28 protein-coding genes are annotated in these 23,783 nt (G+C 35.2%); 24 read left to right on the forward strand and 4 right to left on the reverse strand.

Annotation, left to right across the window (positions count from 1 at the left end; genetic code table 11):
* The first annotated feature begins 196 nt into the window (after positions 1–196).
* A complete protein-coding gene (locus E2R67_RS00075; RefSeq protein WP_134288864.1) occupies positions 197–1,510 on the forward strand; it encodes an Hsp70 family protein in 1,314 nt (437 codons plus the stop codon).
* Here E2R67_RS00075 and E2R67_RS00080 read toward each other — a convergent pair.
* Positions 1,507–2,364 carry a LysR family transcriptional regulator gene (locus E2R67_RS00080; RefSeq protein WP_134288865.1) on the reverse strand — a complete coding sequence of 286 codons (858 nt, stop codon included), beginning with the start codon at positions 2,362–2,364 and terminating at the stop codon, positions 1,507–1,509. The two genes, E2R67_RS00075 and E2R67_RS00080, sit on opposite strands and share 4 nt — an antisense overlap.
* Before the next feature lie 186 nt (positions 2,365–2,550).
* Here E2R67_RS00080 and E2R67_RS00085 point away from each other — a divergent pair, with 186 nt between their 5' ends.
* From E2R67_RS00085 to E2R67_RS00135, 11 genes are all read left to right on the forward strand, one after another.
* Positions 2,551–2,973: a rhodanese-like domain-containing protein gene (locus E2R67_RS00085; RefSeq protein WP_134288866.1), complete on the forward strand. Its 423-nt coding sequence runs from the start codon at positions 2,551–2,553 to the stop codon at positions 2,971–2,973.
* Between the two features lie 120 nt (positions 2,974–3,093).
* Positions 3,094–4,344, forward strand: coding sequence for a DUF711 family protein (locus E2R67_RS00090; RefSeq protein WP_134288867.1), 1,251 nt, complete (start codon positions 3,094–3,096; stop codon positions 4,342–4,344).
* A gap of 294 nt (positions 4,345–4,638) precedes the next feature.
* Positions 4,639–5,397 carry an amino acid ABC transporter substrate-binding protein gene (locus E2R67_RS00095; RefSeq protein ID WP_134288868.1) on the forward strand — a complete coding sequence of 253 codons (759 nt, stop codon included), beginning with the start codon at positions 4,639–4,641 and terminating at the stop codon, positions 5,395–5,397.
* Positions 5,398–5,421: 24 nt separating this feature from the next.
* The gene (locus tag E2R67_RS00100) at positions 5,422–6,090 is read left to right on the forward strand and encodes an amino acid ABC transporter permease (RefSeq protein WP_134288869.1); all 669 of its coding nucleotides are present in this window, start codon (positions 5,422–5,424) and stop codon (positions 6,088–6,090) included.
* 2 nt (positions 6,091–6,092) lie between these two features.
* Positions 6,093–6,833, forward strand: coding sequence for an amino acid ABC transporter ATP-binding protein (locus E2R67_RS00105; RefSeq protein ID WP_134288870.1), 741 nt, complete (start codon positions 6,093–6,095; stop codon positions 6,831–6,833).
* A gap of 131 nt (positions 6,834–6,964) precedes the next feature.
* Entirely contained in the window at positions 6,965–7,528 is a 564-nt protein-coding gene (locus E2R67_RS00110) for a heme-binding beta-barrel domain-containing protein (protein ID WP_134288871.1), read from the forward strand.
* Between the two features lie 22 nt (positions 7,529–7,550).
* The gene (locus E2R67_RS00115; protein WP_134288872.1) at positions 7,551–8,234 is read left to right on the forward strand and encodes an SDR family oxidoreductase; all 684 of its coding nucleotides are present in this window, start codon (positions 7,551–7,553) and stop codon (positions 8,232–8,234) included.
* Between the two features lie 71 nt (positions 8,235–8,305).
* A complete protein-coding gene (locus E2R67_RS00120) occupies positions 8,306–8,581 on the forward strand; it encodes a hypothetical protein (RefSeq protein WP_134288873.1) in 276 nt (91 codons plus the stop codon).
* A gap of 47 nt (positions 8,582–8,628) precedes the next feature.
* Positions 8,629–8,910 carry a hypothetical protein gene (locus E2R67_RS00125; RefSeq protein WP_134288874.1) on the forward strand — a complete coding sequence of 94 codons (282 nt, stop codon included), beginning with the start codon at positions 8,629–8,631 and terminating at the stop codon, positions 8,908–8,910.
* Positions 8,911–8,961: 51 nt separating this feature from the next.
* Positions 8,962–9,390 carry a hypothetical protein gene (locus tag E2R67_RS00130; protein ID WP_134288875.1) on the forward strand — a complete coding sequence of 143 codons (429 nt, stop codon included), beginning with the start codon at positions 8,962–8,964 and terminating at the stop codon, positions 9,388–9,390.
* Between the two features lie 221 nt (positions 9,391–9,611).
* Positions 9,612–10,736: a hypothetical protein gene (locus E2R67_RS00135; protein WP_134288876.1), complete on the forward strand. Its 1,125-nt coding sequence runs from the start codon at positions 9,612–9,614 to the stop codon at positions 10,734–10,736.
* A 63-nt stretch (positions 10,737–10,799) separates the two neighbouring features.
* Here E2R67_RS00135 and E2R67_RS00140 read toward each other — a convergent pair whose 3' ends face one another.
* The 3 genes from E2R67_RS00140 to hisF all read right to left on the reverse strand — a co-directional run bounded on the left by E2R67_RS00140 (position 10,800) and on the right by hisF (position 13,166).
* Positions 10,800–11,642: a 2OG-Fe(II) oxygenase family protein gene (locus tag E2R67_RS00140; protein ID WP_134288877.1), complete on the reverse strand. Its 843-nt coding sequence runs from the start codon at positions 11,640–11,642 to the stop codon at positions 10,800–10,802.
* A gap of 130 nt (positions 11,643–11,772) precedes the next feature.
* Positions 11,773–12,396, reverse strand: a complete 624-nt coding sequence (hisIE, locus tag E2R67_RS00145) for a bifunctional phosphoribosyl-AMP cyclohydrolase/phosphoribosyl-ATP diphosphatase HisIE (protein WP_134288878.1) — start codon at positions 12,394–12,396, stop codon at positions 11,773–11,775.
* Positions 12,393–13,166 (reverse strand): imidazole glycerol phosphate synthase subunit HisF, encoded by a 774-nt coding sequence (hisF, locus tag E2R67_RS00150; RefSeq protein WP_134288879.1) that lies wholly within the window; start codon positions 13,164–13,166, stop codon positions 12,393–12,395. The genes hisIE and hisF overlap by 4 nt, the downstream gene beginning before the upstream one ends.
* A gap of 406 nt (positions 13,167–13,572) precedes the next feature.
* On the opposite strand from hisF, the gene E2R67_RS00155 reads away from it, so the two are divergent.
* From E2R67_RS00155 to E2R67_RS00210, 12 genes are all read left to right on the forward strand, one after another.
* A complete protein-coding gene (locus tag E2R67_RS00155; RefSeq protein ID WP_134288880.1) occupies positions 13,573–14,961 on the forward strand; it encodes a hypothetical protein in 1,389 nt (462 codons plus the stop codon).
* Positions 14,962–15,194: 233 nt separating this feature from the next.
* The gene (locus E2R67_RS00160) at positions 15,195–15,689 is read left to right on the forward strand and encodes a DUF2878 domain-containing protein (protein ID WP_134288881.1); all 495 of its coding nucleotides are present in this window, start codon (positions 15,195–15,197) and stop codon (positions 15,687–15,689) included.
* The gene (locus tag E2R67_RS00165) at positions 15,682–16,233 is read left to right on the forward strand and encodes a chalcone isomerase family protein (protein WP_134288882.1); all 552 of its coding nucleotides are present in this window, start codon (positions 15,682–15,684) and stop codon (positions 16,231–16,233) included. Before E2R67_RS00160 ends, E2R67_RS00165 begins: the two co-directional genes overlap by 8 nt.
* A gap of 2 nt (positions 16,234–16,235) precedes the next feature.
* Positions 16,236–16,790 (forward strand): DUF3833 domain-containing protein, encoded by a 555-nt coding sequence (locus E2R67_RS00170; protein WP_208379426.1) that lies wholly within the window; start codon positions 16,236–16,238, stop codon positions 16,788–16,790.
* Positions 16,791–16,838: 48 nt separating this feature from the next.
* Positions 16,839–17,399 carry an LON peptidase substrate-binding domain-containing protein gene (locus E2R67_RS00175; RefSeq protein WP_134288883.1) on the forward strand — a complete coding sequence of 187 codons (561 nt, stop codon included), beginning with the start codon at positions 16,839–16,841 and terminating at the stop codon, positions 17,397–17,399.
* A gap of 95 nt (positions 17,400–17,494) precedes the next feature.
* Positions 17,495–18,121, forward strand: a complete 627-nt coding sequence (locus E2R67_RS00180; RefSeq protein ID WP_134288884.1) for a sigma-70 family RNA polymerase sigma factor — start codon at positions 17,495–17,497, stop codon at positions 18,119–18,121.
* On the forward strand, positions 18,114–18,797 hold the full coding sequence (locus E2R67_RS00185; RefSeq protein WP_134288885.1) for a ChrR family anti-sigma-E factor: 684 nt from the start codon (positions 18,114–18,116) through the stop codon (positions 18,795–18,797). Before E2R67_RS00180 ends, E2R67_RS00185 begins: the two co-directional genes overlap by 8 nt.
* A 12-nt stretch (positions 18,798–18,809) precedes the next feature.
* The gene (locus E2R67_RS00190; RefSeq protein ID WP_134288886.1) at positions 18,810–19,769 is read left to right on the forward strand and encodes a YbgA family protein; all 960 of its coding nucleotides are present in this window, start codon (positions 18,810–18,812) and stop codon (positions 19,767–19,769) included.
* A 48-nt stretch (positions 19,770–19,817) separates the two neighbouring features.
* Positions 19,818–21,218, forward strand: coding sequence for a deoxyribodipyrimidine photo-lyase (gene phrB / locus E2R67_RS00195; RefSeq protein ID WP_134288887.1), 1,401 nt, complete (start codon positions 19,818–19,820; stop codon positions 21,216–21,218).
* Positions 21,219–21,270: 52 nt separating this feature from the next.
* Positions 21,271–21,777, forward strand: coding sequence for a nuclear transport factor 2 family protein (locus tag E2R67_RS00200; protein ID WP_243836911.1), 507 nt, complete (start codon positions 21,271–21,273; stop codon positions 21,775–21,777).
* Complete coding sequence (locus tag E2R67_RS00205) at positions 21,777–22,499, forward strand: SDR family NAD(P)-dependent oxidoreductase (protein WP_134288888.1); 723 nt, start codon at positions 21,777–21,779, stop codon at positions 22,497–22,499. The genes E2R67_RS00200 and E2R67_RS00205 overlap by 1 nt, the downstream gene beginning before the upstream one ends.
* Entirely contained in the window at positions 22,499–23,767 is a 1,269-nt protein-coding gene (locus E2R67_RS00210) for an NAD(P)/FAD-dependent oxidoreductase (RefSeq protein ID WP_134288889.1), read from the forward strand. The genes E2R67_RS00205 and E2R67_RS00210 overlap by 1 nt, the downstream gene beginning before the upstream one ends.
* Positions 23,768–23,783: the final 16 nt, after the last annotated feature.

Consider the following 23,783-nt stretch of genomic DNA (forward strand, 5'->3'; position numbering starts at 1 on the left):
TATTTTACATCTTTAAGGTTGTCTGTAAATGAATAATTAAAAATATACTTTAAACCCTTTGTTCATAGGCTATTCCAGATCATGATTAATTATCTTTTAACTAAATAATTAAATTGGGCTTAACGGTTTGTTTTGATAGTTGTATTTCGTTTTTCATAATGTAGAATCGCCACTTTTTTATGACTTTGGAAATATAATGGCCGCTGATTTTATTGGAATTGATTTTGGAACAAGTAATTGTGCGGTTGCTGCGTTAGTTAATGATAAGCCGACGTTAATTGTTGTTGATGAAAATAGTGAAAATCCATATAAGATCCGCTCAGCAATTTATTTAGCTCACGATGATTCAGGTGTTGATAGCCAAGATGCACTGGCAAATGAACAAACACTGAATGATATGCTTACAGCGGGCGAGATTTTATTTGGTGAACAAGGCTTTAATGCATTCCTACTAACACCACACGAGGGGCGTTATGTAAATAGTCCTAAAAACTTCCTCGGCGCTAAGATTCCAAAACGACTATTAGATAACTTTGAAACATTAGTGGTTAGATTTCTTTCTTATTTAAAACAATGTGCTGAAAAACAGTTAACAACGAACATTACCAAAGTAGTGATTGCGCGACCTGTTAATTACCATTCAACTATGGGGGAATTAGGAAATAAACAAGCAGAAGCTTTAATGTTACGTGCCGCTCATAAAGTTGGTTTTGATCAAGTTGATTTTATCCATGAACCGTTGGCCGCTGCCTATCATTTTGAGCAAAATATTAAACAAGCGACAGATGCAATGATTGTCGATCTAGGTGGTGGTACTTCAGATGTGACATTTTGTTCTTTAAGCCAAGATAAAGCAAAGCAGTTAGATCGTGAAGCCGATATTTATTCAACGAAAGGGATTCGGCAAGGAGGGATTGTTTGTGACAAGTTATTAGCCAGCGGTATTGTGTCTCCTCTGTTTGGGCGAGGTGGGCGAACAGATTCTGGCAAAGCCATTCCTAATATGCTTTTTTCTGGTGTATACGATATTGATAATATCCCACTGATGAGTGAATTTTATTCACCTGCTCGTAATAAAGCCATTGGTGAATATATATTTCAAAGTGAAGATCCATTGCCTTTAATGCGTTTACAGCGAGTACAAAAACAAAGGTTAACGCATGAGCTGATGCATGCCATTGAATTTGCAAAAATACAACTAAGTGATCAACCTGAAACAGTGCTTAATATGCCTTTTATTGAAAGCACTTTAAAGGTTGATATTCAACGTAATGAAGTCGCTGATACCATGGAAAAGTGGTTTGATAAGATGTTTGTTATGATAGATACCGCCATAGAGCAAGCAAATCGACAACCTCAAATTATCTATTTAACGGGTGGTATGGGGTTATCACCATTAGTACAGGAAGCCATTGCTATACGTTACCCTAATATTGCAATTACAGTCGCTGATGCCTTTAGTTCAGTGGTGTTTGGTGCATTATTAAAAGCTAAACGCTTGTATGCTTAAGGCTTAATTTCCCATAATATTTTAATTTCTTGCAGTAGGGCTTTAATAACAGGGTCGTTAACTTTATTGTTAGCGACCACAAAATACAAAGGCGTTTCAAAATCTAAATTAGAAAGTAATTTAATCTGTCCTTTATCCTCATAAAATTCTGCTTCTTCTCGCTCGTAAAAACTTAACCCTAATCCACTTTTTACTAGCTCAAGACGCGAGATTTCATCATCACTGCTTGCAACTGATTTAATATTATTACCAATTTTTGACTTTAAAAACTGATCAAAAGGACAATAGAAGCCCATTGTGATCCAATCTTCTTGCTTGATGGTTTTATCTGTTAATTGAAATTCCTTATTGGTAATGGTGGTGATTTTTTGCATTTTAACTTTAATTGCAAAACAGTCTTCTGGAATGTCACCGTAAATATATCCACCATCTATTTGATTGCCTCGTATTGCTTCAAGTGTTTTACCCGTTGCCATTGACGTTATGTCTATAGAAACACCCGGAATATTCTCTTGAATATTCGCCACTAAGGTTGGTATTTTTAATTGTGCTGCGCTCTGATTAATGGCTAATTTAAATGTTCCTATAATTTCATGCTGATTATCAGCCGCTTCATTGACTAAAGATAACGCTGAATCAAGTGTATTTTGTGCTTTAGGTAAAAGCAGTCTTCCTTTCTCGGTTAGCTGCATTCCTTTACTAGAGCGAACAAAAAGGGAAGTTTGAAGTTCTTCTTCTAAGGCTTTTATATGTGCGCTGATTGCAGGAGGTGTTGTAAATAGTTGTTTTGCTGCAAGTGTTAAATTACCTGTTTTAGCAACCACAACAAAAGACCGTAAATGATAAAACTCCATAATGTGTTTCTCTTTATTTAATAGATTTAGTTAGCTCATCTATTATGTATTTAACGAAAATTAAGTGTATTCATATTATCTTAATAGTTTGTTCAGTATTGATGAATTCAGTTTTTCAGTTTGTCTAGTTATAGTGTTCTCGCCTTAAATGGAACACTTTAATTATTAAAAATAATAGGAAATAATATGACAATCCAATCAAATGTGTTGGCTTATCCAGCTGCAAAAAGTGATCAAGCAAATCAATTTTTTAATAATAAGCTAGGTTATGAAACAGATTGTTCTGATGTTTATGCCGATATTAAAAATGGCCATGATGATTTTGTGCTTTTAGATGTACGCAGTACCGAAGCTTTCAATAAAAGCCACGCGGTGACTGCGTTAAGTATGCCAAACAATGAAATAAATGAAATGGCATTATCTGTATTTTCAAAAAAAACTGTTTTTGTTGTTTATTGTTGGGGGCCAGGATGTAATGGCGCAACGAAAGCCGCGATGAAAATATCTGCATTAGGATACGCAGTAAAAGAAATGATTGGCGGGATTCATTATTGGGAGGATTTTGAACGTTATCCAGTAAATCGCAGAGTGGATGAATCACAACGTTAATATAAGTGTTTATTTTATTGAGTAAAAAAACTGTACTCCCTCAATTTTTCATAATTGTATCTATACTTACATAAACTTTTAACTAAGATGAGTTAATTCAATTGAAACTCGAGGGGTTATATGCAATTTCCAAAAATTTTACTCGACAAAAATCTTTGTAAAATAAGAACCATTACTACATTTATTACTTTAGACTCAAATCAAACTAAATGGCCGGAATTGATTCAACAGGCGAATGATTTTTGCCAATCCTTAGCAAAAGATTTCAAGAATAAAGGTTATCTCGTTCAATCTATTCGTATAGTCACCAATGCCTTTGCTGAATATATCGATACCACTAATTTAACAACAGCACAGAAAGACCTTCGCCAATTAAGCGCTTTATTAAATAAATACCAACAAGCAGATTCTGATTTACGTCTTAGGTTCGCCATTGGTGAAGCAACTGATGCACATCAATTGAGTTTAGTGCCTGAGTTAATTGAAGAATTTGGTGATTTATGTAATGTTTGTGTCAACATTGCAATGAATGAAAATGGTTTTCTAGATAATCAACTGATTGAAGAAGCCGCTAAAACTGTCAATCATATTAGTCAAATAACTCCTCGTGGAGAAGGTAATTTTAATTTTACGGTTAACTTTAATTGCAAACCTTTGATTCCTTACTTTCCTGCTAGTTATTTTGAGAAGCATCTACCCAACTCCTTTGTGATTGGCCTTGAAACACCTGATTTATTAGTCGCGACATTAAAAGCGTTTAATCAAGAAAATCCATCTTTGCTACATGAACAGGCATTCGATGGTTATTACACTTCGTTAAAAAATAATTTACAGCATCATGTCGATCAATTAAAAAAGATCATCGAAAATAAGCACCTTAATAAAGGATTTGAATTTGCTGGCTTAGACAGCTCTGCCGCTCCTTCAAAAGATTGCGCAAGTATGACCGATGTGTATGAGTTGATGGGAGTAGAATATTTTGGTGCATCAGGTACTGTCGAAGCTTCTGCATTATTAACGCGCGTCTTTAAATCTATTACAGGAATGCCATTAGTTGGTTTTTCTGGCTTAATGCTGGCATTGACCGAAGATCGAGGGCTAGCTAAAGGCAGTCAATTGCATCAATTTGATATTCGTTCTCTATTAACCTATAGCTCAGTGTGTGGGATTGGTTTAGACACAGTTCCTATTCCTGGTGGAACGCCTATTAATAAGATTGCAGCCATGATGCGAGATACAGGCACTATGGCGTTTCGACTAAACAAACCGTTAACAGTGAGAGTTTTTCCTGTTCCGGGATTGAAAGCCGGCGCTTTAACTGCCTTTGAAAGTGACGACCTTTGTAACTGTACAGTCTTAGCCGTCCTATAAACAAACTTTATGCTTTAACCGTTTAACTATAAACGGTTAAAACCCCCTCAGTTCAACTACCTATCTTTGATATTTTTTTAAATGCTTTAACCATTTAATTCATTGTAGAATATAAGGTTATAACTGATAACTGTACAATCTATTGATTTTAAATATCTAATGGTAAAGTGCGTTTTGAGTTTAATTGGTTATAACTTTAAGGTATAACCAATGTTAGTTATATAATTTACTCAATATAACAAACCAATTTAGTCACATTTGAGCAGTACTCATTTAAGTACGAATAGGAATATTATGAATAAATTTTTGAAAAAAACATTAATTGCGATCACAGCAATTAGCAGTCTATTAACCGTTCCTGCTTTTGCACAAGAAACGGTAAAAGTAGGGATGTCAGGTCGTTATTTCCCATTCACATTTCAAAAAAATGATGTACTTCAAGGTTTTGAAGTTGATGTGTGGAATGAAATTGCAAAGCGTTCTGATTACAAAGTTGAATTTGTAACAGCTACATTCTCTGGTTTATTTGGCATGTTAGAAGCGGGTCATATCGATACAATTTCTAACCAAATTACCATTACAGAAGCACGTACTGCTAAATATGCTTTTTCTACTCCGTATGTTATTGACGGTGTACAAATTACAGTGCGTCGTGGCCGCGATGATATTCAAAGTTTTGAAGATCTAAAAGGTAAAAAGGTAGCGGTGAATTTAGGTAGTAACTTTGAAGAAACATTACGTAAATACGATACAAAGAATGAAATCAACATAGTTACCTATGACTCAGGTTTAGAGCAAGATGTTGCATTAGGTCGTGCAGATGCGTTCATCATGGATCGTGTTTCTTCTGTTCAATTAATCAAGAAAGCTGGCTTACCGTTACAACTAGCTGGTAAACCTTTTGAAAAGATTGAAAATGCAATGCCTTTTTTAAACAGTGCAAAACAGCTTAAATTACGTGATCAAGTAGATAAAGCCTTAGCTTCAATGCGTGCAGACGGTAAATTAACTGAAATTTCTAACAAGTGGTTCGATACAGACATCACTCAATAATATTAACCTTAAAGAGTCATTTTTATGCAAAATTCCTTTGATTTTCAATATGTATTTGAATTATTACCCACTTTATTTAGGTATCTTGGGGTGACGATGGAAATGGCGCTTTGGGGGTTTGTATTTGCATTAATACTTGCACTGGGCTTAGCGCTAGTGCGAGTGTTTAAAATTCCAGTAATCCAACACTTAGCTGCTCTATTTATTTCATTTTTCCGTGGAACGCCTTTATTAGTACAGCTCTTTTTGCTGTATTACGGATTACCGCAAATTTCTCCTTTATTTTTAATGGATGCATTCACAGCCGCCGTGCTTGGTTTAACTTTGCATTTTGCTGCTTATATGGCTGAAAGTATTAGAGCTGCCATTTTAGGAATAGATAAATCTCAAATGGAAGCCTGTTTAAGTATTGGGATGACCAGATTACAGGCAATGAAACGCGTAATATTACCCCAAGCCTCAAGGGTAGCGACGCCTTCATTGATGAATTATTTTATTGATATGATAAAAAGTACCTCGTTAGCTTTTACATTAGGTGTGGCTGAAATTATGGCAAAAGCTCAAATGGAAGCGTCCTCAAGCTTTAAATTTTTTGAAAGCTTTTTAGCTGTTGCTGTTATTTATTGGATAATTGTATTGTTTTTTACTCGTATCCAACATCTATTAGAATACAAACTGAATGAGGCTTATTAACTATGATTAAAATATCCAACTTAAGCAAAGAATTCGGTAAGTTAGCAGTATTAAAAGATATTAACTTTACTGTTGAAAAAGGGGAGATCATTGTGATCATTGGCCCTTCTGGAACGGGGAAGTCAACGTTATTGCGCTGCCTTAATTACCTTGAAACTCCAACAACAGGGAAAATACAAATTGGTAATGTTGATATAGATGCAGTTAATCATAAACAAAAAGAAGTTACTGCATTACGTCAACAAAGTAGTTTTGTTTTTCAAAATTATTCATTATTCGCTAACAAAACAGCAATACAGAATGTGGCTGAAAGCTTGATCACTGTTTGGAAAACACCAACCTCTGAAGCCTTAAAGATAGCGAAGGAAATATTAGTTAAAGTGGGGTTAGCTGATAAGCTTGATGCTTACCCATCACGTTTGTCAGGCGGACAACAGCAACGTGTCGGGATTGCAAGAGCAATGGCAGCAAAGGGCGAAGTCATTTTATTTGATGAACCCACATCAGCGCTGGATCCTGAATGGGTTGACGAAGTCTTAGCGGTAATGAAACAACTTGCAGTTGAAAGGCAAACAATGATCGTAGTGACCCATGAAATGCAATTCGCAAAAGAAGTTGCTGATCGTGTTATTTTTATGGAAGATGGTTATATTGTTGAACAAGGTACACCGCAGCAAATATTTGAACAACCACAAAATGAAAGAACAAAGTCCTTCGTTAAAAGAGCACTTAAACAACATTAAGGCTTTTTAATAACGCTTAAAGTGTTAGATAATACTTTAAGCGTTACTTCATAAAGGAAACTTTTTCCAAACTTGTTTTATTTTCATTAACATATCATCACAATCACTATTTAATTCAAGGCATTCAAATTATGCAAGACGAAAACGTAATTGATTATGGTCCATTAACAGGTTTAATCGGTACTTGGAAAGGCAATAAAGGCAAAGATCTTGCGCCTGAACCAGATGGCACTGAGAATAACGAATTCTATGAAACAATTGTATTTACAGCCGCCGATGACTTAGCCAATGCTGAAGAAGAAAATTTAAGTGCAGTACATTACGTTCAAAAAGTTCGCAGAATAACCAACGATAAAGTGTTACACCAAGAAACAGGGTATTGGATGTGGGAACAGGGGACTGATAATGTTATTCATTCCTTAACTATTCCTCGTGGTATTTGTGTACTCGCTGGCGGTAAAGTTATTGAAGAATCAAAACAAACGCTTTTCAATGTCGAAGCGCAAGTGGGGAGTGAACAATGGCCAATTATTCAATCGACTTTTTTACAACAAAAAGCCAAAGTAAAAAGCTATACACAGCAGGTAACATTATCTGGTAATAGCTTACATTACACGCAAAATATGCTGTTAGATATTTACGGACGTAGCTTTGATCATACAGATACGAGTACGTTAACTAAAGTTAACGAGTAATATTACAAAGAGGATTGCCAAAATGGAAACTGTTTTAATTACAGGTGCATCAAGAGGTATTGGTCTTGAGTTAACTAAGCAATTTCTCGATCTTAACTATAAAGTAATTTCTACCTATCGTGTTAAACCTTCATTAGCGTTAGACACACTTACATCTAATAAAAATCTCACTCTTATTGAATTAGAAGTGACCAATGAAGATTCAATTTCAAATTTATCTCGTACTTTATCTGGCATCACAATAGATATCTTGATTAATAATGCAGGTGTTATTGGTCCCGAACAACAATCTATGGCCGAGATAAAACAGCAGGATTGGTTAAATACTTTTGCAACCAATTCGATAGCTCCATTGATGGTTAGCCACGCTGTTTTACCGTCAATACAAGCGGCCAGCAAACCTCGTATCCTCACTATATCTAGTTTGATGGGATCTATTAATAGCGATAGTGTAGGCATGTATGCTTATCGCAGTTCTAAGGCAGCAGTTAATAAAGTAATGAAAATACTGTCAGTAGAGCTTAAAGATCAAGGTATTGCCGTTTGCTTGATTCATCCTGGTTGGGTTCAGACTGATATGGGAGGTCAACAAGCAGATATCAGTGTCGAGGAAAGCGCCACAGGAATTCTTGAAATTGCATGTAATTTAACTATGTCTCAAAGCGGTCATTTTTTGACATGGCAAGGTAATAAACTCGACTGGTAAACTTAAGCTTTAAAATATGATGTTTATTATTGTAAAAATAAATGTGCAATATTATGCAAACGAGGTAAGTAATGCCTAATAAAAATGACTTAATGGTCATGGGTAATAGCTTGGTTTCAAGTTTTCAGGAAAAAGCGAATCAAGGCGGAGATTTGGCGCAGTGGAATAGAGAATGTGCATTATCTTGTGATATTTTGCTTGATTACCTTAAGGACAGTTCTAGTGAAATAGATAAGGTTTTACTTGTTAGCCGTTTAATTAAAGACAAACATATAACAGCAAAACCTCCGGTGATTTCAACTTGGTGTAATAAAATATCCGAATATTTGCTTACTGCTGAATCTTGAAGAAATTACCCTGTGTTTACAAATATAATGAGTGACTTGGAGATAGTATGTTAGAAGAAAAACTGAAAGGTTTACGTGCGGAACTGATTGATGATGAAATCGTGACCGTTTATTCATTTTCAAATTCAAGCAATCATTTGTCTGCGGTTATTGGCATTAAAGATGGGCCTTTAGCTGGTCCGCTTTATCAATATGAGATCATCAATGAATCTTCTATTATTATTGATGATGGTTCATCATCAGCTATCAAATGGGACTCGATAGAGTTTGCTCATAACCAGCTTACTGTTACTTGCAATGGAATAAAAACGACTTATCAAACGAGTTAATATAATTATTTGTTAAATTCAAAATTTGTAATTGGACAGAAGGAATGAGTTATGGAATCACAGGAAAAGAAACCGATTCATTACGCATTGACAGAAAAATGGTTTTATAAAGTCAGTCTCACTTGGGGCATCATTTTACTAGCCGCTGGCTTATTATCTATCGGTATTTTACAGGGTATTATCACGGTTGTAGTGTTTGGATTAATGAGTTTCATGGGCTACTGGCTCCTAAAAACCATGTTTGGTTTTCAGAATTTAAATAAAACATTTATAACCCAAAAAATATTCAGTATTTTTCTAGGTATATTTTGGTATGTTGCTGTATTTACTAGTACTAATTGTATTTTAATTACAATTTGGTCTTTAAGTATGGGGCAATATGAAGCTTCTTATTTTACCTTTGCTTGTGCTTTTGTTCCTTTAGGGTGGGCGCTAGCAGTTTCTCATCAATGGAATTTAAAATCTAATTTTAAACTTTAATCTGTCAAATTAATAGAAGCCATTTTTAACAACTTACATTTGTTTCTTTTATCTAAAACAAGTGATCAAGTCGCATGATTCTTTCGGCGCTTATTACTTCCTTTAATTGAAATAAACTTGGTTTAATATCTACTCGTGATAGTTATATGTTCACTAATAAAATAGCAATCTATTCATCAATAACGTGTTTTTTATAAGACACATAAGGAACACTAGATAAAATGAAAAATTTAACTTTAGCATTAACGATTTTAATTGCGGTTACTGGATGTCAAAGTACATCTGATGAACCAAGTGCAGTGCAAACAAATGCGCAAGAAAATAATAATGTGGCATTTAATGCTTACCAGCAATCTAAAGAGTCTTATGATACTTGGCTTGTTAAAATTAAAAATACTAACAATTTAAAATTTTACTCGTCTAATTTATACAATGATTTATTAACGTCATGGAATGACTCTGCTGAAATTTATAATGCTTTTGCAAATAAACCTGCGAAAGCGACAGAAAGTTATTCACTTTTTTCATCAGGTACATACGCCCAAAAATTTCAAGAACGTTTAAACGAAACACAAAATAATTATGAAAAATTATTAAGGTTAAAAGAAAAGTCAGACCTAACGCTCGCAGAGTCCATCTCACAAATTGAATATTTAGAGCACATGAGTGCCGCTGAACTTTTTCCTAGTGAATATAAAAGCACTTACAGTGATTACCTCAGTCTTTTTAAATATGTAGAAAAAAACCAACTCTCGAAAGCTCGAACAGAACAAGTAAAGTTTTTAAAACAAGCTAAACACTTAGAAGCTGAAATTGTTTTAAAGAAATACATCACCCCGTTAGAGAGAGAAATGACTCTTTTGAAAAGAGAAGGGATTGATAAAAGAGCTCCTATTAGTTACGCAAGAGTTAAAACTGAATTAGGTGATGCAGTCGCTATTATTAACTCAGATACTCGTCATGTTGTATTAATTGAGCAGCTTGTTAATAAAGTAAAATTTGGATTATCACACTTAAAAAATGTAGATAACGAAATTAAATTATTAAGTAAGGTGAGAAATAATAAATTTGAACCGGTTGTATTAGATTTTGAAAATAAATTGCTATCTATTTCTTCTGCGCTAAGTCGTTCTGATTATCGAAACCAATCTAGAGAAAAACAAATTGAGCTTATCCTTACTGCAATTAAAGAGTTACATGCAAATAAAGATACAGAGCGATTAACGACTCAACTCGAAAAACTTCAATTATTTAATACTTCTCAAATTGAAGAGCTAAGTAAACTTAAAAAAGATAATGAAAGTTTAATAAATAAACTTAAAGAGTTAGAAGGCAAAACTGAATAGGTTCTATTTGTTAAATGGTTAGTCTCGAATTGAGTAGGGGAGTTTAATACTCCCCAAATGATATTATTTTTTAACGCCTAATTCACGTAAACGTTCATCTAAATAACTTTCAGCTGTATAGCGTTCTGATAACACCACTTCTGGTTTCGGGTGTAAAAATAACGGTAATGAAATACGTGATTTAGTACTACGTTCACCCGTTGGATTAATCACTCGATGAATGGTTGAAGGATAATAACCACCTGAAGCTTCTTGTAACATATCACCAATATTGATAATAATATTACCGAAATCACAAGGTACATCGTACCAGCTTCCATCACTTGCAATAACTTGTAATCCGGGTTCGTTAGCTGCAGGCAAAACAGTCAATAAGTTAATATCCCCGTGTGCAGCGGCTCGTATAGCACCTGGCTCTTCTTCTCCTGTCATTGGAGGGTAATGTAAAACGCGTAATAATGTACCAGCACTCTCTTTTACCATTGATGGTAGTGATTGAGTAAATTTAGCTTTTACTTCTGCTGGCGCATACTCTTCGATCCAACCTAATAACTCTTGTGCTAGACCATTAGCAAGATCATAATATTCCATTACCTGTGCTTTTAAGTTCTCAGGCATTTGCCCCCAAGGGTAACAGTGGAAATATTCTTTAATATCTTTAATTGAATGTCCTTTAGCAACTTCAGAAACTGAAGGTGGGAAATAGCCATCTTGTGTTTCAGGATTAAAAGTAAAACCATGCTTTGCTTCATCCATAAAGAAATCGTACCAAGTATCATAAATGGCCTGTACTTTCTCTTTAGCAATGGGGTGATTAGTTAACACACCAAAACCCGTTTGATGTAATGATTCTACAAAGCGTCGTGCAGCATCATCTGCTGTATAATCTACCGTTAAAACATTCATGATTAACTCTCTAATTGGTTGTAAATTCTATATTTATACTAATTTATATTGCAAAATTTAGCATTCGCTTTTATTTCGCACATAAAAAAACCGCTAAATAGCGGTTTAAATACACGTTAAACTAAATGGGTTATTTAGTATGGCGTTCTTTCAATTTTGCAGCAACGTCAGCTAACGTTAACCCTTCATTTTGTAATAGAACAGTTAAGTGATATAACAAATCAGCACTTTCGCAAGTTAATTCATCCATATCGTTTGCCATTGCTGCTAATGCAACTTCAACACCTTCTTCACCGACTTTCTGAGAAATGCGTTTAGTTCCTCGTGCATACAAGCTTGCGGTATAACTACTTTTTGGATCTGCACCTTTGCGACTTTTAACGATTTGTTCTAAATCAGCAATGAAACTTAAAGAAGGCTCTAACTCGTTTTTAAAACAAGTTTCAGTTCCCAAATGACAAGTAGGACCGACAGGATCGACGATGGCTAACAATGTATCATTATCACAATCGCTACTAATTTCAACAACATTTAAAAAGTTGCCTGACTCTTCACCTTTACACCATAAACGTTGCTTAGTGCGGCTAAAGAAAGTCATTTTACCAGATTCAAGTGTTGCGGCTAAAGATGCTTCATTAACATAACCCAACATTAACACTTTACCTGAAGTACGATTTTGCACGACTACAGGCATAAGGTTGTCTACTTTTGCCCAATCTAAAGACTGAAGTTGTTCTTGTTTCATTAAATTCATAATCGAATCTCTACCTTTTCTGTTTTAAGGTAAGATTTTAACTCACCAATATTTATTATTTGTTTGTGGAATACACTCGCAGCTAATGCACCATCTACATCGGCATCATTGAACACGTCTCTAAAGTGAACCATTTCACCTGCACCACCTGATGCAATTAATGGAACGTTACAAATTGCACGAGCTTGGCTGAGTTGGTCAATATCATAACCACAACGAACACCATCCTGATTCATCACGTTTAGAACGATTTCACCTGCGCCACGAGATTGTACTTCTTTGATCCAATCAAATGTATTCCATTTGGTCGTTACGGTTGCATCTTCATTACCTGTAAATTGCTTAACTTGATGTTGACCTGTTGCTTCATCAAAGTATGAATCAATACCAATAACAATACATTGTGTACCAAATTTTTCTGCCAAACGATTGATTAAGCTTGGATCTGCAAGTGCAGGGCTGTTGATTGATACTTTATCGGCTCCAAATTCAAGGATACGTTTAGCATCTTCTTCTGTTTTAATACCGCCAGCAACACAAAATGGAATATCAATAACTTCTGCTACGCGACTTACCCAGCTTTTATCGACAACACGATCATCAGAGCTTGCAGTAATATCATAAAATACCAATTCGTCTGCGCCTTCTTCAGCGTAGCGTTTAGCAAGAGGTACAATATCTCCCACTATTTCATGGTTTCGAAACTGAACACCTTTAACGACTTGTCCATCTTTAACATCTAAACAAGGGATAATACGTTTTGCTAACATGGAGCCTCGCTATTATAAGAACTGGGGTTGTAGCATCTTGAATAAGTAAGCGCGCATTATATAGCTAATGAACAAAGGTTTGTAGTAGCTAAGCTTAGAAAAAGGCGTTTTTTTTAAGGAACTTGTATGCGGACTGGTGCTTCGGGCAATATTCGAATTAGAATATTGTGATTACAATTTCTGTATTTTTATTTGTAAATCACTAATTAATCTTATTCAAATGAATATATTTATCAGCAATATAATAAGCTTACCTAAACAAAATATTATTTTTTCTATCTCGTTATGTAAAAACATTTCTTTTTGAGTACAGATCTGTATAGTTTATTTGACTGATTTATCAACAATCTATATTAACGATTAAACAAATATGAACAATACATTTGCCTAATTCAAAGGAAATCATATGATAAAACAAGCTTTTGGGCTGTTTGCGATACTCTTACTAACTAGTTGCGATTCAGAAAATGAAAGAAATGATCCAAGAAGTGTTAGTAGTGTAACTTCAGGCGATATTACTTTTAATTTTGGCGATGAGTATGAAACCGGTCAATTTTTAGATGGACAATGGTGGGTTCACAATAATGGTGGGAACGTAGAGATCACTTCTATTTCTCCAGACTCATTTGATGACAATGGCCGAGTACGTAATGGCGCTGAAATTAATCCACTTAACGAAAGTACTCAAGGGTTTGATGGTCTTAGGGACTTAGATGTCATTGCTACCGATATGGCCTATGACTCAAGTAAAAATGTCGATCCTGGGAACACAGGCGAATCTTTAATTTTAGCCGCTGGAAATTCAGTTGTTAAAGCGATTTCTAAAGAAGAAAATACGCAACGTCCGTTCATTACTCAAGCTGCGATATTAACAATACTCAGTGAAACGCCTCCAAATAATTCATTTCGTCCAGCTTATGTTGGTACAGATAAAACTATCCTAGCGACATTAACTGACTTGAACTTTAACGTCTTAGGTAAATATGCTCGTTTAGAGACAACGCCAGATATCAGTGATTATGTTCCATATATTGAAGGTGTTTGGTTAGATCATAATACAGAGTGGACACAAAGAGAGATTCACCCTGAGTCATCAATGCCATTATATGGTCGTGAACTGGGCAAGTTAACCAGTATTATTGGTCTACAATTACAGCTCGATTATACCGATCAAGAAAAACAAGATGCCTTAGTTGCAATGGTTCAATATGCTATTGATATTTATGGTATTTTAGGTAATGGGCCAATAGACGATAAAGAAGGTTATTACTGGTATAACAGTGGTGGGCATAATCAAGGCCGTAAACTACCTTTGCTAATTGGTGGATTAGTATTAAATCATTCAGGCATGTTAGCCGCCGCAGACGCTCAAAATGGCAATAATTTATTGTTTTCAGAAGACCAACAAACTTTTTATGTAAGCCAAACTGAGATAGACCGCTCAGTGGCTGATGACGAAGAAGATCAAGTAGATTACACAAGTTCAGATATAGGATTACCAGAATGGGGCATCCGTTATTGGGACGGTACGGCCAACTTTTTAAATGCAGACTGGGGTTCAAGATATCGAACAGTAACAGGTAATGTTTATGTAGTAACTTCCTTAGCTGTAAAAATGATGGGGGCAACAGAACAGTGGGGTTGGCCTGCAATGTTTGATTATTCAGACCGTTACTTTTCTATCCAAGGTGAAAGTGTATCTAGCAGCTTATTTGGAAATAGTATTGATACATCGGCAGCTGAACTATGGAATACTTATCGTTCAGAATTAGGGGACAACAATTACGATGAATAAATTTATGATGATTGCTTAACCATGCTCCTTTATTAAAAGCCAAATAAATCATTTATTTGGCTTTTAAGTTTCTAATAAAAAATTTTATTGTCTCTACTCTACTTCATTATATCCTTAATTTTATTCTTATATTGCTTAAGACTGTAAATCCATGAGTTTCAAATTTTATTTAAACTTAAAAAGATCTAAAGTGAGTTAATCCTCGTATTAAAGAATAACGGAGGATTTCTTATATGTTAATTAATATGATTGGTTTTAATGTGGCTTGGTTCGGGCTTATCTATTTAGGTAACAGCTTTGTACCTATTGCTTTGTTAATGCTATTAGCGCATTTCAAGTGGCTTTCAAAGAGTAAAAGTGAAATCACCTTAGTATTTTTGGTGACTTTGATTGGCATCAGTGTTGATTCATTATTCCAATTAACTAACGTTTTTATTTTCCCAAATAATAATCATATACCAGTATGGCTAGTCTTTATCTGGATTGGTTTTGCGACCACAATCAGTCATAGCCTGTCATTCCTCGCTGCTTATAAACCTCTACAACTATTACTTGGCTTTATTATGGCGCCACTTAGTTATAAATCAGGTGAAATGCTTGGTGCTGTTGAATTTGGGCAATCTTATTTGTCCACTCACTTTATTTTGGGGACAACGTGGGCAATGCTACTTCTGTTGTTCTTTTCCTTGAAAGCTCGTTTTAATAATAAAGAGGTGAATTATGCGTAAATTCATATTGGCACTTATTTTGGTTACTTTTAATCAAAGTAGTGCACTCGCAAATAAGCAAATCGTTGCTGAGCAATGGGCTCTTGAATTGTCTGAAACGCTTGAAAAAAATGCATTTAAGCCAATTGGTAATACAGTCTTTAGTTTTCTATTTTGGGATCTTTATAAAAGTAAGTTGCTTACCACTTCAAAGCAATTTCCACTTCAATCTGAAGATGACAAATTACTTTACGAAATCGAATACTTCAAAGCGATTTCTGCGAAGAGTTTGGTAGAGAAAACAGTCGAACAATGGCAGCACCTTGGTTACGAAGGCTCTCGTTATGAACCTTATCTTAATAAGTTGCAACGTATTTGGCCTGATATAAATCCTGGCGATAAATTAACTTTCGTGATGAACAATAGCAATAGCGCTTTCTACCACAACAAACGATTGGTTGGTGTTATGGGGGATATTGAATTTGGCCCATTGTTTTTAGATATTTGGTTATCAGAGAAAACAAGTGAGCCTGAATTAAGAAAAGAATTATTAGGGAGAAAATAATTGTGCGTAGCTATTTTAAATTATTAAGCCTGTTAGTCTCAAGCTTATTGCTTTCAAGCTGTTCAGCTAACTTAACGGATTATAGCGAAAAGCAAAATAGCTTTGATCTTAAAGAGTATTTTAATGGTGATGTTATTGCATGGGGAACCATTCAAGATCACAGTGATAAAGTGACTAGGCGGTTTTGTGTTGAATTGGAAGGTACTTGGCAAGGGAATGAAGGTGTTTTAGCTGAAAAATTCTACTTTGATGATGGTGAAATAAGTTATAGAAATTGGCAATTAACTAAAAATAAGGATGGTACTTATCGAGGACTTGCTGAAGATGTTATTGGTCATGCTATTGGTAAGCACCAAGGTTTCGCCTTTCAACTCCAATATACTTTGGCTTTAAAGGTAAATGACAGTGTTTATGAAGTTTCTATGGATGACTGGATGTATCAATTAGATGAGTACAGAGTCATGAATAAAACGGCCATTAATAAATTTGGATTCAATGTGGCTAATGTAACACTTTTTTTCGATAAACAATTGCCTATTAAAACTTGCGAAATATAAACAGTATGCAACTTATTATTAAACTAAAAACAAATATTAGGAACCACTATGAACAGTCTTAATATTGAACTACCGCTATTTCCCTTGAGTATCTTCCTTTTACCAGGTGGCATAACTCGCTTGAGGATCTTTGAACCGCGTTATTTAAAGATGGTGGCTATCGCAAGTAACGGATTTATTATTTCTAAAGCACAAAACAATCGGGAAAAACGCTGGGGAAGCTGGGTTGAAATAATTAACTTCGACCAAGGGAAAGATGGCGTCCTTGAAATTGATGTACGTTGTAAATCATTAGTTAATATAGACGCGCAAGTTATTGAGCCTCAACACTTTATACAAGGAGTGCAATTTACTGCTGCGAGTGAGATTTCACATTGGTCGCAGAAAAAAGCAAATACAGATTTAGGCAAATTAACTGGTTCATTAAGTTCTTTATTTGAAAGTCATGATTTATTAAAAGACCTGTATACAGATAAAATTATAAACAACCCTTATTGGGTCGTTGCTCGTTGGTTAGAACTGTTACCTATTCCTTTTGAAGTTAAAAATTCATTTGTTTCTGCAAGTTCTTATGTTGATGCCAAAAAGTTAGTTAATTCAATTATTTAATAAGTGCTGTTATTTTAAAATTAATTTTAACTAATAGTGATCCTAACTTATTTTTATCCGTATTAAGTCCTAGAGTCCAAATTTAGGAATTAAATATGGTAACAACACAAACTCAATTGCCAACATCTATAAGTCATGATAAATCTACTCATATGAATGAATCTATAGATCACGCTCAGCTTAGTGAGTGGCTAAAACAAGTGGCAGAATTAAGATGCAAGGTCGCGTTTACGCACCTGTTTCATTTTTTTGCGCCTAAAATACAACGAATTTCACGTAGTAAATTTCCTAATGAAGCTCAATCACATGAAGTGGTTCAGGAAACAATGAGTAATGTGTGGCGTAAAGCGCACCTCTTTGATCCTGACAAAGGAGCGGCAACCACTTGGATATATACAGTGATGCGCAATGTTACTTTTGATTTATTAAGAAAAATCAAAAGTAATAGAGAAGATAACCTAAGTGATGACATTTGGCCTGTTATTGAAGGTGAAGTATCACAGGATGAAGCTTATGAAGATCATCTAGAAAATAAACAATTATTAGATGTAATTGAAACGCTGCCAGAAGCTCAAAAAGAAGTCGTTAAAGGTTTTTATTTAATGGAAATGTCGCAAGAACAACTTGCCAACCATTTAAATTTACCTCTTGGTACTATCAAATCAAGATTACGTTTAGCCTTAGCTAAATTAAAAGGGCAGTTAGGAGAAAACAATGATTAAACATCACCCAAAATTCGAATTAATTCAAGCTTATGTTAACGGTGATCTACCTGCTTCATTGTCTATGGGGATTTCTATTCACGCTGAAATGTGTCCTGCTTGTCAACAAAAGATTGCGCAACTAACAGAGCAAGTGGCTGAATCTAGCTTTGAAGCGCAAACGATAGAAACTGAATCAACAAGTATTGGTGACACAAGTTCTGATACTAGTTTTGATTTTGAAAGTATGATCAATAACATTACTCTGTCAGCAGAGCTTGATGAAGTGGCAAAACCAGTCACTAAAACAATTACTTTTAAAACTAAAACATACCAATTACCAAAAGTATTGAACCGTATAAAATTAGGCAAGACTGCTAATGTAGGTAAATTATCAAGAACGCGTTTACAGCTTGATGAAGACGAAATTCATTCAAGCTTGTTACATATCAATGCCGGTGGTGGTGTCCCTGAGCATACTCATAAAGGCTTTGAGCTAACGGTTTTACTCGATGGCTCTTTTAGTGATGACAAAGGTGAATATGTAAAAGGTGATTTTATAATGCTTGATACAAGCATAAAACATAATCCTATCTCACAAGATGGATGTTTATGTTACACAGTTGCTAATGATGCACTACACTTTACCCAAGGAATTAATAAGTTATTGAATCCTATTGGTAACTTTATTTATTAGCCGGAGCTTTAAATGATTTTCGATGTTGAAAAAAAAGACCTAAAAATTGGTATTAGTGCTTGTTTAATTGGGCAAAAGGTACGCTTTGATTCAAGTAATAAACCATCGCGCTTTTGTATTGATGAATTGTCGGAACATGTAGAATATGAAGCATTTTGTCCTGAAGTAGCCATTGGTTTACCGGTTCCAAGACCGACTATTCGTCAAATTAAGAAAGACGACATGATTCATGTTGCTAGACCTGATGGAAGCGGAGACGTAACCGAAGCTTTACAAGCTTATGGTAAAAAAGTGGCTAGCATGACTCAACACTTAAGTGGTTATATTTTCTGTGCTAAAAGTCCTACCTGTGGAATGGAGCGTGTCAAAATCTATTCACCTGAAGGTAATTCATTAAAATCAGATGGTATTGGTTCTTTTGCGAAAGAAATAATGGAAGCAAATCCATTATTACCCTGTGAAGAAAATGGTCGCTTAAACGATATGCATATTCGTGAAAATTTTGTAGCACGTGTTTATGCTTATAAACATTGGCAGCAGGTTTATGCTTCTGGTTTAACAAAGCATAAATTAACTACTTTCCACAGCCATTATAAATACACTGTCATGAGTCATAACTTAGTGGCATATAGAAAGTTAGGGCAGTTACTTGCCAACGATGAACTGTCATTACACGAGAAATCGTCACAGTATATTTCAGGGTTAATGGAAGCACTTAAAATACCTGCTACACGTAAAAACCATGTAAATACATTAACGCATATTCAAGGTTACTTTACTGAACACCTAAACGCGCTCCAACGTAAAGAATTGTGTGAAAAAATTGATGGTTACCGTCTTGGTTTACTACCTTTGATTGCACCTTTAACGTTACTTAATCATTATTTATTACACTATCCAAAAGACTATTTGAAAGGGCAATCTTATTTGGCTCCTTATCCTGATAGTTTAAGACTTCGCTACGCTTACTAAAGCGCAGCTAGATTTTATAAAAATTAAATTTCAAGTTAAGGGAACAAAGTGTCAACTGGTGAACAGCTTTTATGGTTTCGTAACGACCTAAGAACAAACGACAATCCGGCTTTACAGTATTTTATTAACCAGCAATCAACAGAAAATACTGCTAAAGCCATTTTTTTTATATCTGAAGCCCAATGGACCGAACATCATTGGGCTCCCATCAAGATAGACTTCGTAAAACGTCATGCTCAAGCCTTAGTTGATGAATTAGCATTAATTGGCATTCAATTATCGCTGGTTACCGTTCCTGACTTTGCCGCTCAAATTAAGTACTTAAAGGCCTATTGTGAAGAGCATAATGTTGAACAGGTTATTGCTAATAGTGAATTAGAGTTTAATGAACAACAACGTGACCACAACTGTACTGAAAACAACATTCCCTTAGTTTTATTCGAAGCAGATGTGATTGTTCCGAAAGGAGAAATACGCAATCAATCTGGTGGAATGTATAAAGTATTTACGCCTTTTAAACGAGCTTGGTTAGCCTACGTACGCGAATTCGGTTTTAATTATTTGGGTGATGTACAAAATCCAATTTCAACATCATCAATATCAACGCCTCCAGTAACAAGCTCAAGCGAGTCTTTATCCTCCAAATGGCCATTGGTTCACGAACTTGTCGAGAAAGCTTTACCTTCTTTTTATGAGTACAAGATTAGTCATTACGAAAATAAGCGCGATATTCCTTCTGTTAAAGGTACTAGTGGTATCTCGCCTTACTTAGCGGCAGGAGTTCTTAGTCCTCGCCGTATTTTTAATGATTTATTAAGCCAATTTCCAGATATCCTTATTGCAACCGATAGCGCTGAATTTTGTTGGTTAAATGAAATCATTTGGCGTGAATTTTATCGACACCTTATGTTTGATCAACCTCGTTTATGCAAACACCAATGCTTTAATCCTAAATATCATGATGTTCATTGGCCTTACGATGAACAATTGTTTAAAGCTTGGTGTGAAGGTAAAACCGGCTATCCGATTGTGGATGCGGCAATGCGACAACTTAACCAAACAGGGTGGATGCATAATCGTTTACGTATGGTCGTTGCGAGTTTCTTAACTAAACATTTATTAATTGATTGGCGTTTAGGTGAAAAATACTTCATGCAACATTTAATTGATGGGGATTTAGCATCAAATAATGGCGGTTGGCAGTGGGCTTCAAGTACAGGCTGTGACGCTCAACCTTACTTCAGAATATTTAATCCAATCAGACAGAGCGAAAGATTTGATCCAAATGGTGATTTCATCCGTAAATTTATACCAGAACTGAATGCTGTGCCTGATAAACAAATTCATTTTCCACATAAATTTATCAAGCAACAGAATTTATCGATTTATTGGTCAGCCATTGTTGACCATAAAGAAGCAAGATTAAATGCGTTAGCCTTTTATAAATAAGTTAATGCATGGTTGATCAACGGATTTGCATAATAAGCAAACGGGATAAATGATGAATACAATAAATAATATGTCTAAAAACGAAAACGTTGCCCCCATTAACGATGACTCAATAAGCATCGAGTTAAGTGAACCATCTCCATGGTTAGCCAACTTTATTTCTGTTTATCAGCGTCTTACCACTGATAATTTAGACTTATTAGGCTGCATTTATCATTCCGACATTACTTTCATTGATCCTATTCATCAAATCCAAGGCTTTGATCAATTAGCTTCTTACTTTGCTGGTTTGTACCAAAATCTACAACATTGTGATTTTGTTATTGATAATTACCTTCAGCAAGGTTCAGAAGCTTCTTTATTTTGGACAATGATTTATCAACATCCTAAATTAAATAAAGGTAAAGACGTCACTGTTTATGGCACGACTCACATTAAATCTAAAGACGGAAAAGTGATTTATCATCGTGATTTCTTAGATTTAGGTGCCATGCTATATGAGCAATTACCTGTACTAGGAAAAGTTATCAAATTGATAAAAGAAAAGGCGGCTAAATAATGTCTACTAAATCAATTTTAATTACTGGAGCGACGTCTGGCTTAGGCTTATCTCTATTTGACGATTACGCTGCGCAAGGGCATCAAGTGATTGCCTGTGGTCGTAACCAACAACAACTTGCAGCGATGCAAAGTAAAGCTTCGCAAGTCTGTCAATTTGATATGACCGATAAACTACAAATAGAAGGTGCAGCTGCAAATGTAGAATCGTTGGATATTTTGATTCTAAACGCAGGTAACTGTCGTTACATCGATGATGCAAAAAACTTTGATGGAGAATTATTTGCCGATGTTATTCAAACTAACTTAATCTCATTAGGTTGGTTATTACACTATTTTTTACCGAAAGTGAAAAAGGGCGGGCAAGTTGTTTTTGTAAGCTCAAGTGCCACTTTACTTCCTTTCACTCGAAGTGAAGCTTATGGCGCTTCAAAAGCAGGTATGGATTATTTAGCAAACAGTCTACGCTTAGATCTAGTGAAAGAGAAAATAGACGTGACGCTAATTCATCCTGGTTTTATCAAAACGCCTTTAACGGATAAAAATGATTTTCCGATGCCTTTTCTGCTTACGAGTGAAGAAGCCTCACAACGACTTATTCAAGCCATTGAGCAACGTAAACGTTACGCTCACTTTCCTAAACGTTTAACACTTTTACTTAAATTTATCTCTTTCTTACCTTCTTTTGTTTGGCAAAAGCTTATTTTAAAAGGCAGTCATTAATGAAAAATATCGCAATTATTGGTTCAGGTGTTTCAGGGTTAACAGCCGCCTATTTATTATCTAAAAAACATAATGTTACTGTGTTTGAAAAAAATGACTATATTGGCGGACATACAGCAACAGTCGAAATTGAAAAAGATGGCCAAACTTACGTTCTTGATACTGGTTTTATTGTTTTTAACGATAAAACCTACCCAAACTACCTCGCTTTATTAGATGAAATTGGTATTGGTAAACAAGCAACTGAGATGAGCTTTTCTGTTCATAACTGTCAAACAGGCATGGAATACAACGGGCATAATCTAAATACCTTATTTGCTCAGCGTAGCAACTTATTTAAACCTAAATTCTGGATGCTAGTAAAAGAGATTTTACGTTTTAACAAACTATGTAAGCACATTTTTGAGAAAAACAGCTATCAACCAGGTTTAACACTTGGCGAGTTTCTTAAAACCAATCATTTTAATGCATTTTTTGCTGAGCACTACATATTACCAATGGGCGCTGCAATTTGGTCAAGTTCATTAGCGCAAATGGAAGACTTTGAATTTCGTTTCTTTGTGCAATTCTTCCATAACCATGGTTTATTAAATATTGCAGATAGACCACAGTGGTACGTGGTACCAAACGGCTCAAGAAGTTACTTAACGCCTTTATGTGAACCCTTTAAAAGTAATATTCATTTGAACGTCAACATTACTAAGATCACACGTAATAATGGTAAAGCTCAGGTTGCATTCAGTGACGCTGAAACACAAGAGTTTGATGAAGTGGTTATTGCGTGTCATTCAGACCAAGCGTTAGCGTTATTAGGTGATGCGAGCAAGGAAGAGATTGAGATTCTTTCAGCCATGCCTTACAGCGAAAACTCAGTTGTATTGCATACTGATACCGCATTGTTACCCGATCGTGAAGCGGCTTGGGCAAGTTGGAATTATCAACTCAGTGATGACCGTTCTAAGGCGGCAAGCGTCACTTACAATATGAATATCTTGCAGGGTATTGAGAGTAAAGAAACATTCTGTGTCACCTTAAATCAGAAAGAAGTCATTGACCCTAAAAAAATATTAAGAGAATTCATTTATCATCATCCTATTTTTTCTGCTGAATCCATTAAAGCACAGAAAAAAAGGGCGATTATTTGTGGTCACAACCATACTCATTATGCGGGTGCTTATTGGCATAACGGATTTCATGAAGATGGCGTCAGAAGTGGCGTTGAAGTTGCGGCTCGTTTTGATTGTTTTCTTAATACATTTTCAAAATAATTACTAAGCAAGTAGG

Origin of the sequence: Psychromonas algicola, from assembly GCF_004378355.1 — a bacterium.
Lineage (GTDB): Bacteria > Pseudomonadota > Gammaproteobacteria > Enterobacterales > Psychromonadaceae > Psychromonas.

Excerpts from the sequence above, each read along its gene's own strand:
- E2R67_RS00075 (WP_134288864.1), top strand. The coding sequence starts at position 197 with ATGGCCGCTGATTTTATTGGAATTGATTTTGGAACAAGTAATTGTGCG.
- E2R67_RS00080 (WP_134288865.1), bottom strand. The coding sequence starts at position 2,364 with ATGGAGTTTTATCATTTACGGTCTTTTGTTGTGGTTGCTAAAACAGGT.
- E2R67_RS00085 (WP_134288866.1), top strand. The coding sequence starts at position 2,551 with ATGACAATCCAATCAAATGTGTTGGCTTATCCAGCTGCAAAAAGTGAT.
- E2R67_RS00090 (WP_134288867.1), top strand. The coding sequence starts at position 3,094 with ATGCAATTTCCAAAAATTTTACTCGACAAAAATCTTTGTAAAATAAGA.
- E2R67_RS00095 (WP_134288868.1), top strand. The coding sequence starts at position 4,639 with ATGAATAAATTTTTGAAAAAAACATTAATTGCGATCACAGCAATTAGC.
- E2R67_RS00100 (WP_134288869.1), top strand. The coding sequence starts at position 5,422 with ATGCAAAATTCCTTTGATTTTCAATATGTATTTGAATTATTACCCACT.
- E2R67_RS00105 (WP_134288870.1), top strand. The coding sequence starts at position 6,093 with ATGATTAAAATATCCAACTTAAGCAAAGAATTCGGTAAGTTAGCAGTA.
- E2R67_RS00110 (WP_134288871.1), top strand. The coding sequence starts at position 6,965 with ATGCAAGACGAAAACGTAATTGATTATGGTCCATTAACAGGTTTAATC.
- E2R67_RS00115 (WP_134288872.1), top strand. The coding sequence starts at position 7,551 with ATGGAAACTGTTTTAATTACAGGTGCATCAAGAGGTATTGGTCTTGAG.
- E2R67_RS00120 (WP_134288873.1), top strand. The coding sequence starts at position 8,306 with ATGCCTAATAAAAATGACTTAATGGTCATGGGTAATAGCTTGGTTTCA.
- E2R67_RS00125 (WP_134288874.1), top strand. The coding sequence starts at position 8,629 with ATGTTAGAAGAAAAACTGAAAGGTTTACGTGCGGAACTGATTGATGAT.
- E2R67_RS00130 (WP_134288875.1), top strand. The coding sequence starts at position 8,962 with ATGGAATCACAGGAAAAGAAACCGATTCATTACGCATTGACAGAAAAA.
- E2R67_RS00135 (WP_134288876.1), top strand. The coding sequence starts at position 9,612 with ATGAAAAATTTAACTTTAGCATTAACGATTTTAATTGCGGTTACTGGA.
- E2R67_RS00140 (WP_134288877.1), bottom strand. The coding sequence starts at position 11,642 with ATGAATGTTTTAACGGTAGATTATACAGCAGATGATGCTGCACGACGC.
- hisIE (WP_134288878.1), bottom strand. The coding sequence starts at position 12,396 with ATGAATTTAATGAAACAAGAACAACTTCAGTCTTTAGATTGGGCAAAA.
- hisF (WP_134288879.1), bottom strand. The coding sequence starts at position 13,166 with ATGTTAGCAAAACGTATTATCCCTTGTTTAGATGTTAAAGATGGACAA.
- E2R67_RS00155 (WP_134288880.1), top strand. The coding sequence starts at position 13,573 with ATGATAAAACAAGCTTTTGGGCTGTTTGCGATACTCTTACTAACTAGT.
- E2R67_RS00160 (WP_134288881.1), top strand. The coding sequence starts at position 15,195 with ATGTTAATTAATATGATTGGTTTTAATGTGGCTTGGTTCGGGCTTATC.
- E2R67_RS00165 (WP_134288882.1), top strand. The coding sequence starts at position 15,682 with ATGCGTAAATTCATATTGGCACTTATTTTGGTTACTTTTAATCAAAGT.
- E2R67_RS00175 (WP_134288883.1), top strand. The coding sequence starts at position 16,839 with ATGAACAGTCTTAATATTGAACTACCGCTATTTCCCTTGAGTATCTTC.
- E2R67_RS00180 (WP_134288884.1), top strand. The coding sequence starts at position 17,495 with ATGGTAACAACACAAACTCAATTGCCAACATCTATAAGTCATGATAAA.
- E2R67_RS00185 (WP_134288885.1), top strand. The coding sequence starts at position 18,114 with ATGATTAAACATCACCCAAAATTCGAATTAATTCAAGCTTATGTTAAC.
- E2R67_RS00190 (WP_134288886.1), top strand. The coding sequence starts at position 18,810 with ATGATTTTCGATGTTGAAAAAAAAGACCTAAAAATTGGTATTAGTGCT.
- E2R67_RS00200 (WP_243836911.1), top strand. The coding sequence starts at position 21,271 with ATGAATACAATAAATAATATGTCTAAAAACGAAAACGTTGCCCCCATT.
- E2R67_RS00205 (WP_134288888.1), top strand. The coding sequence starts at position 21,777 with ATGTCTACTAAATCAATTTTAATTACTGGAGCGACGTCTGGCTTAGGC.
- E2R67_RS00210 (WP_134288889.1), top strand. The coding sequence starts at position 22,499 with ATGAAAAATATCGCAATTATTGGTTCAGGTGTTTCAGGGTTAACAGCC.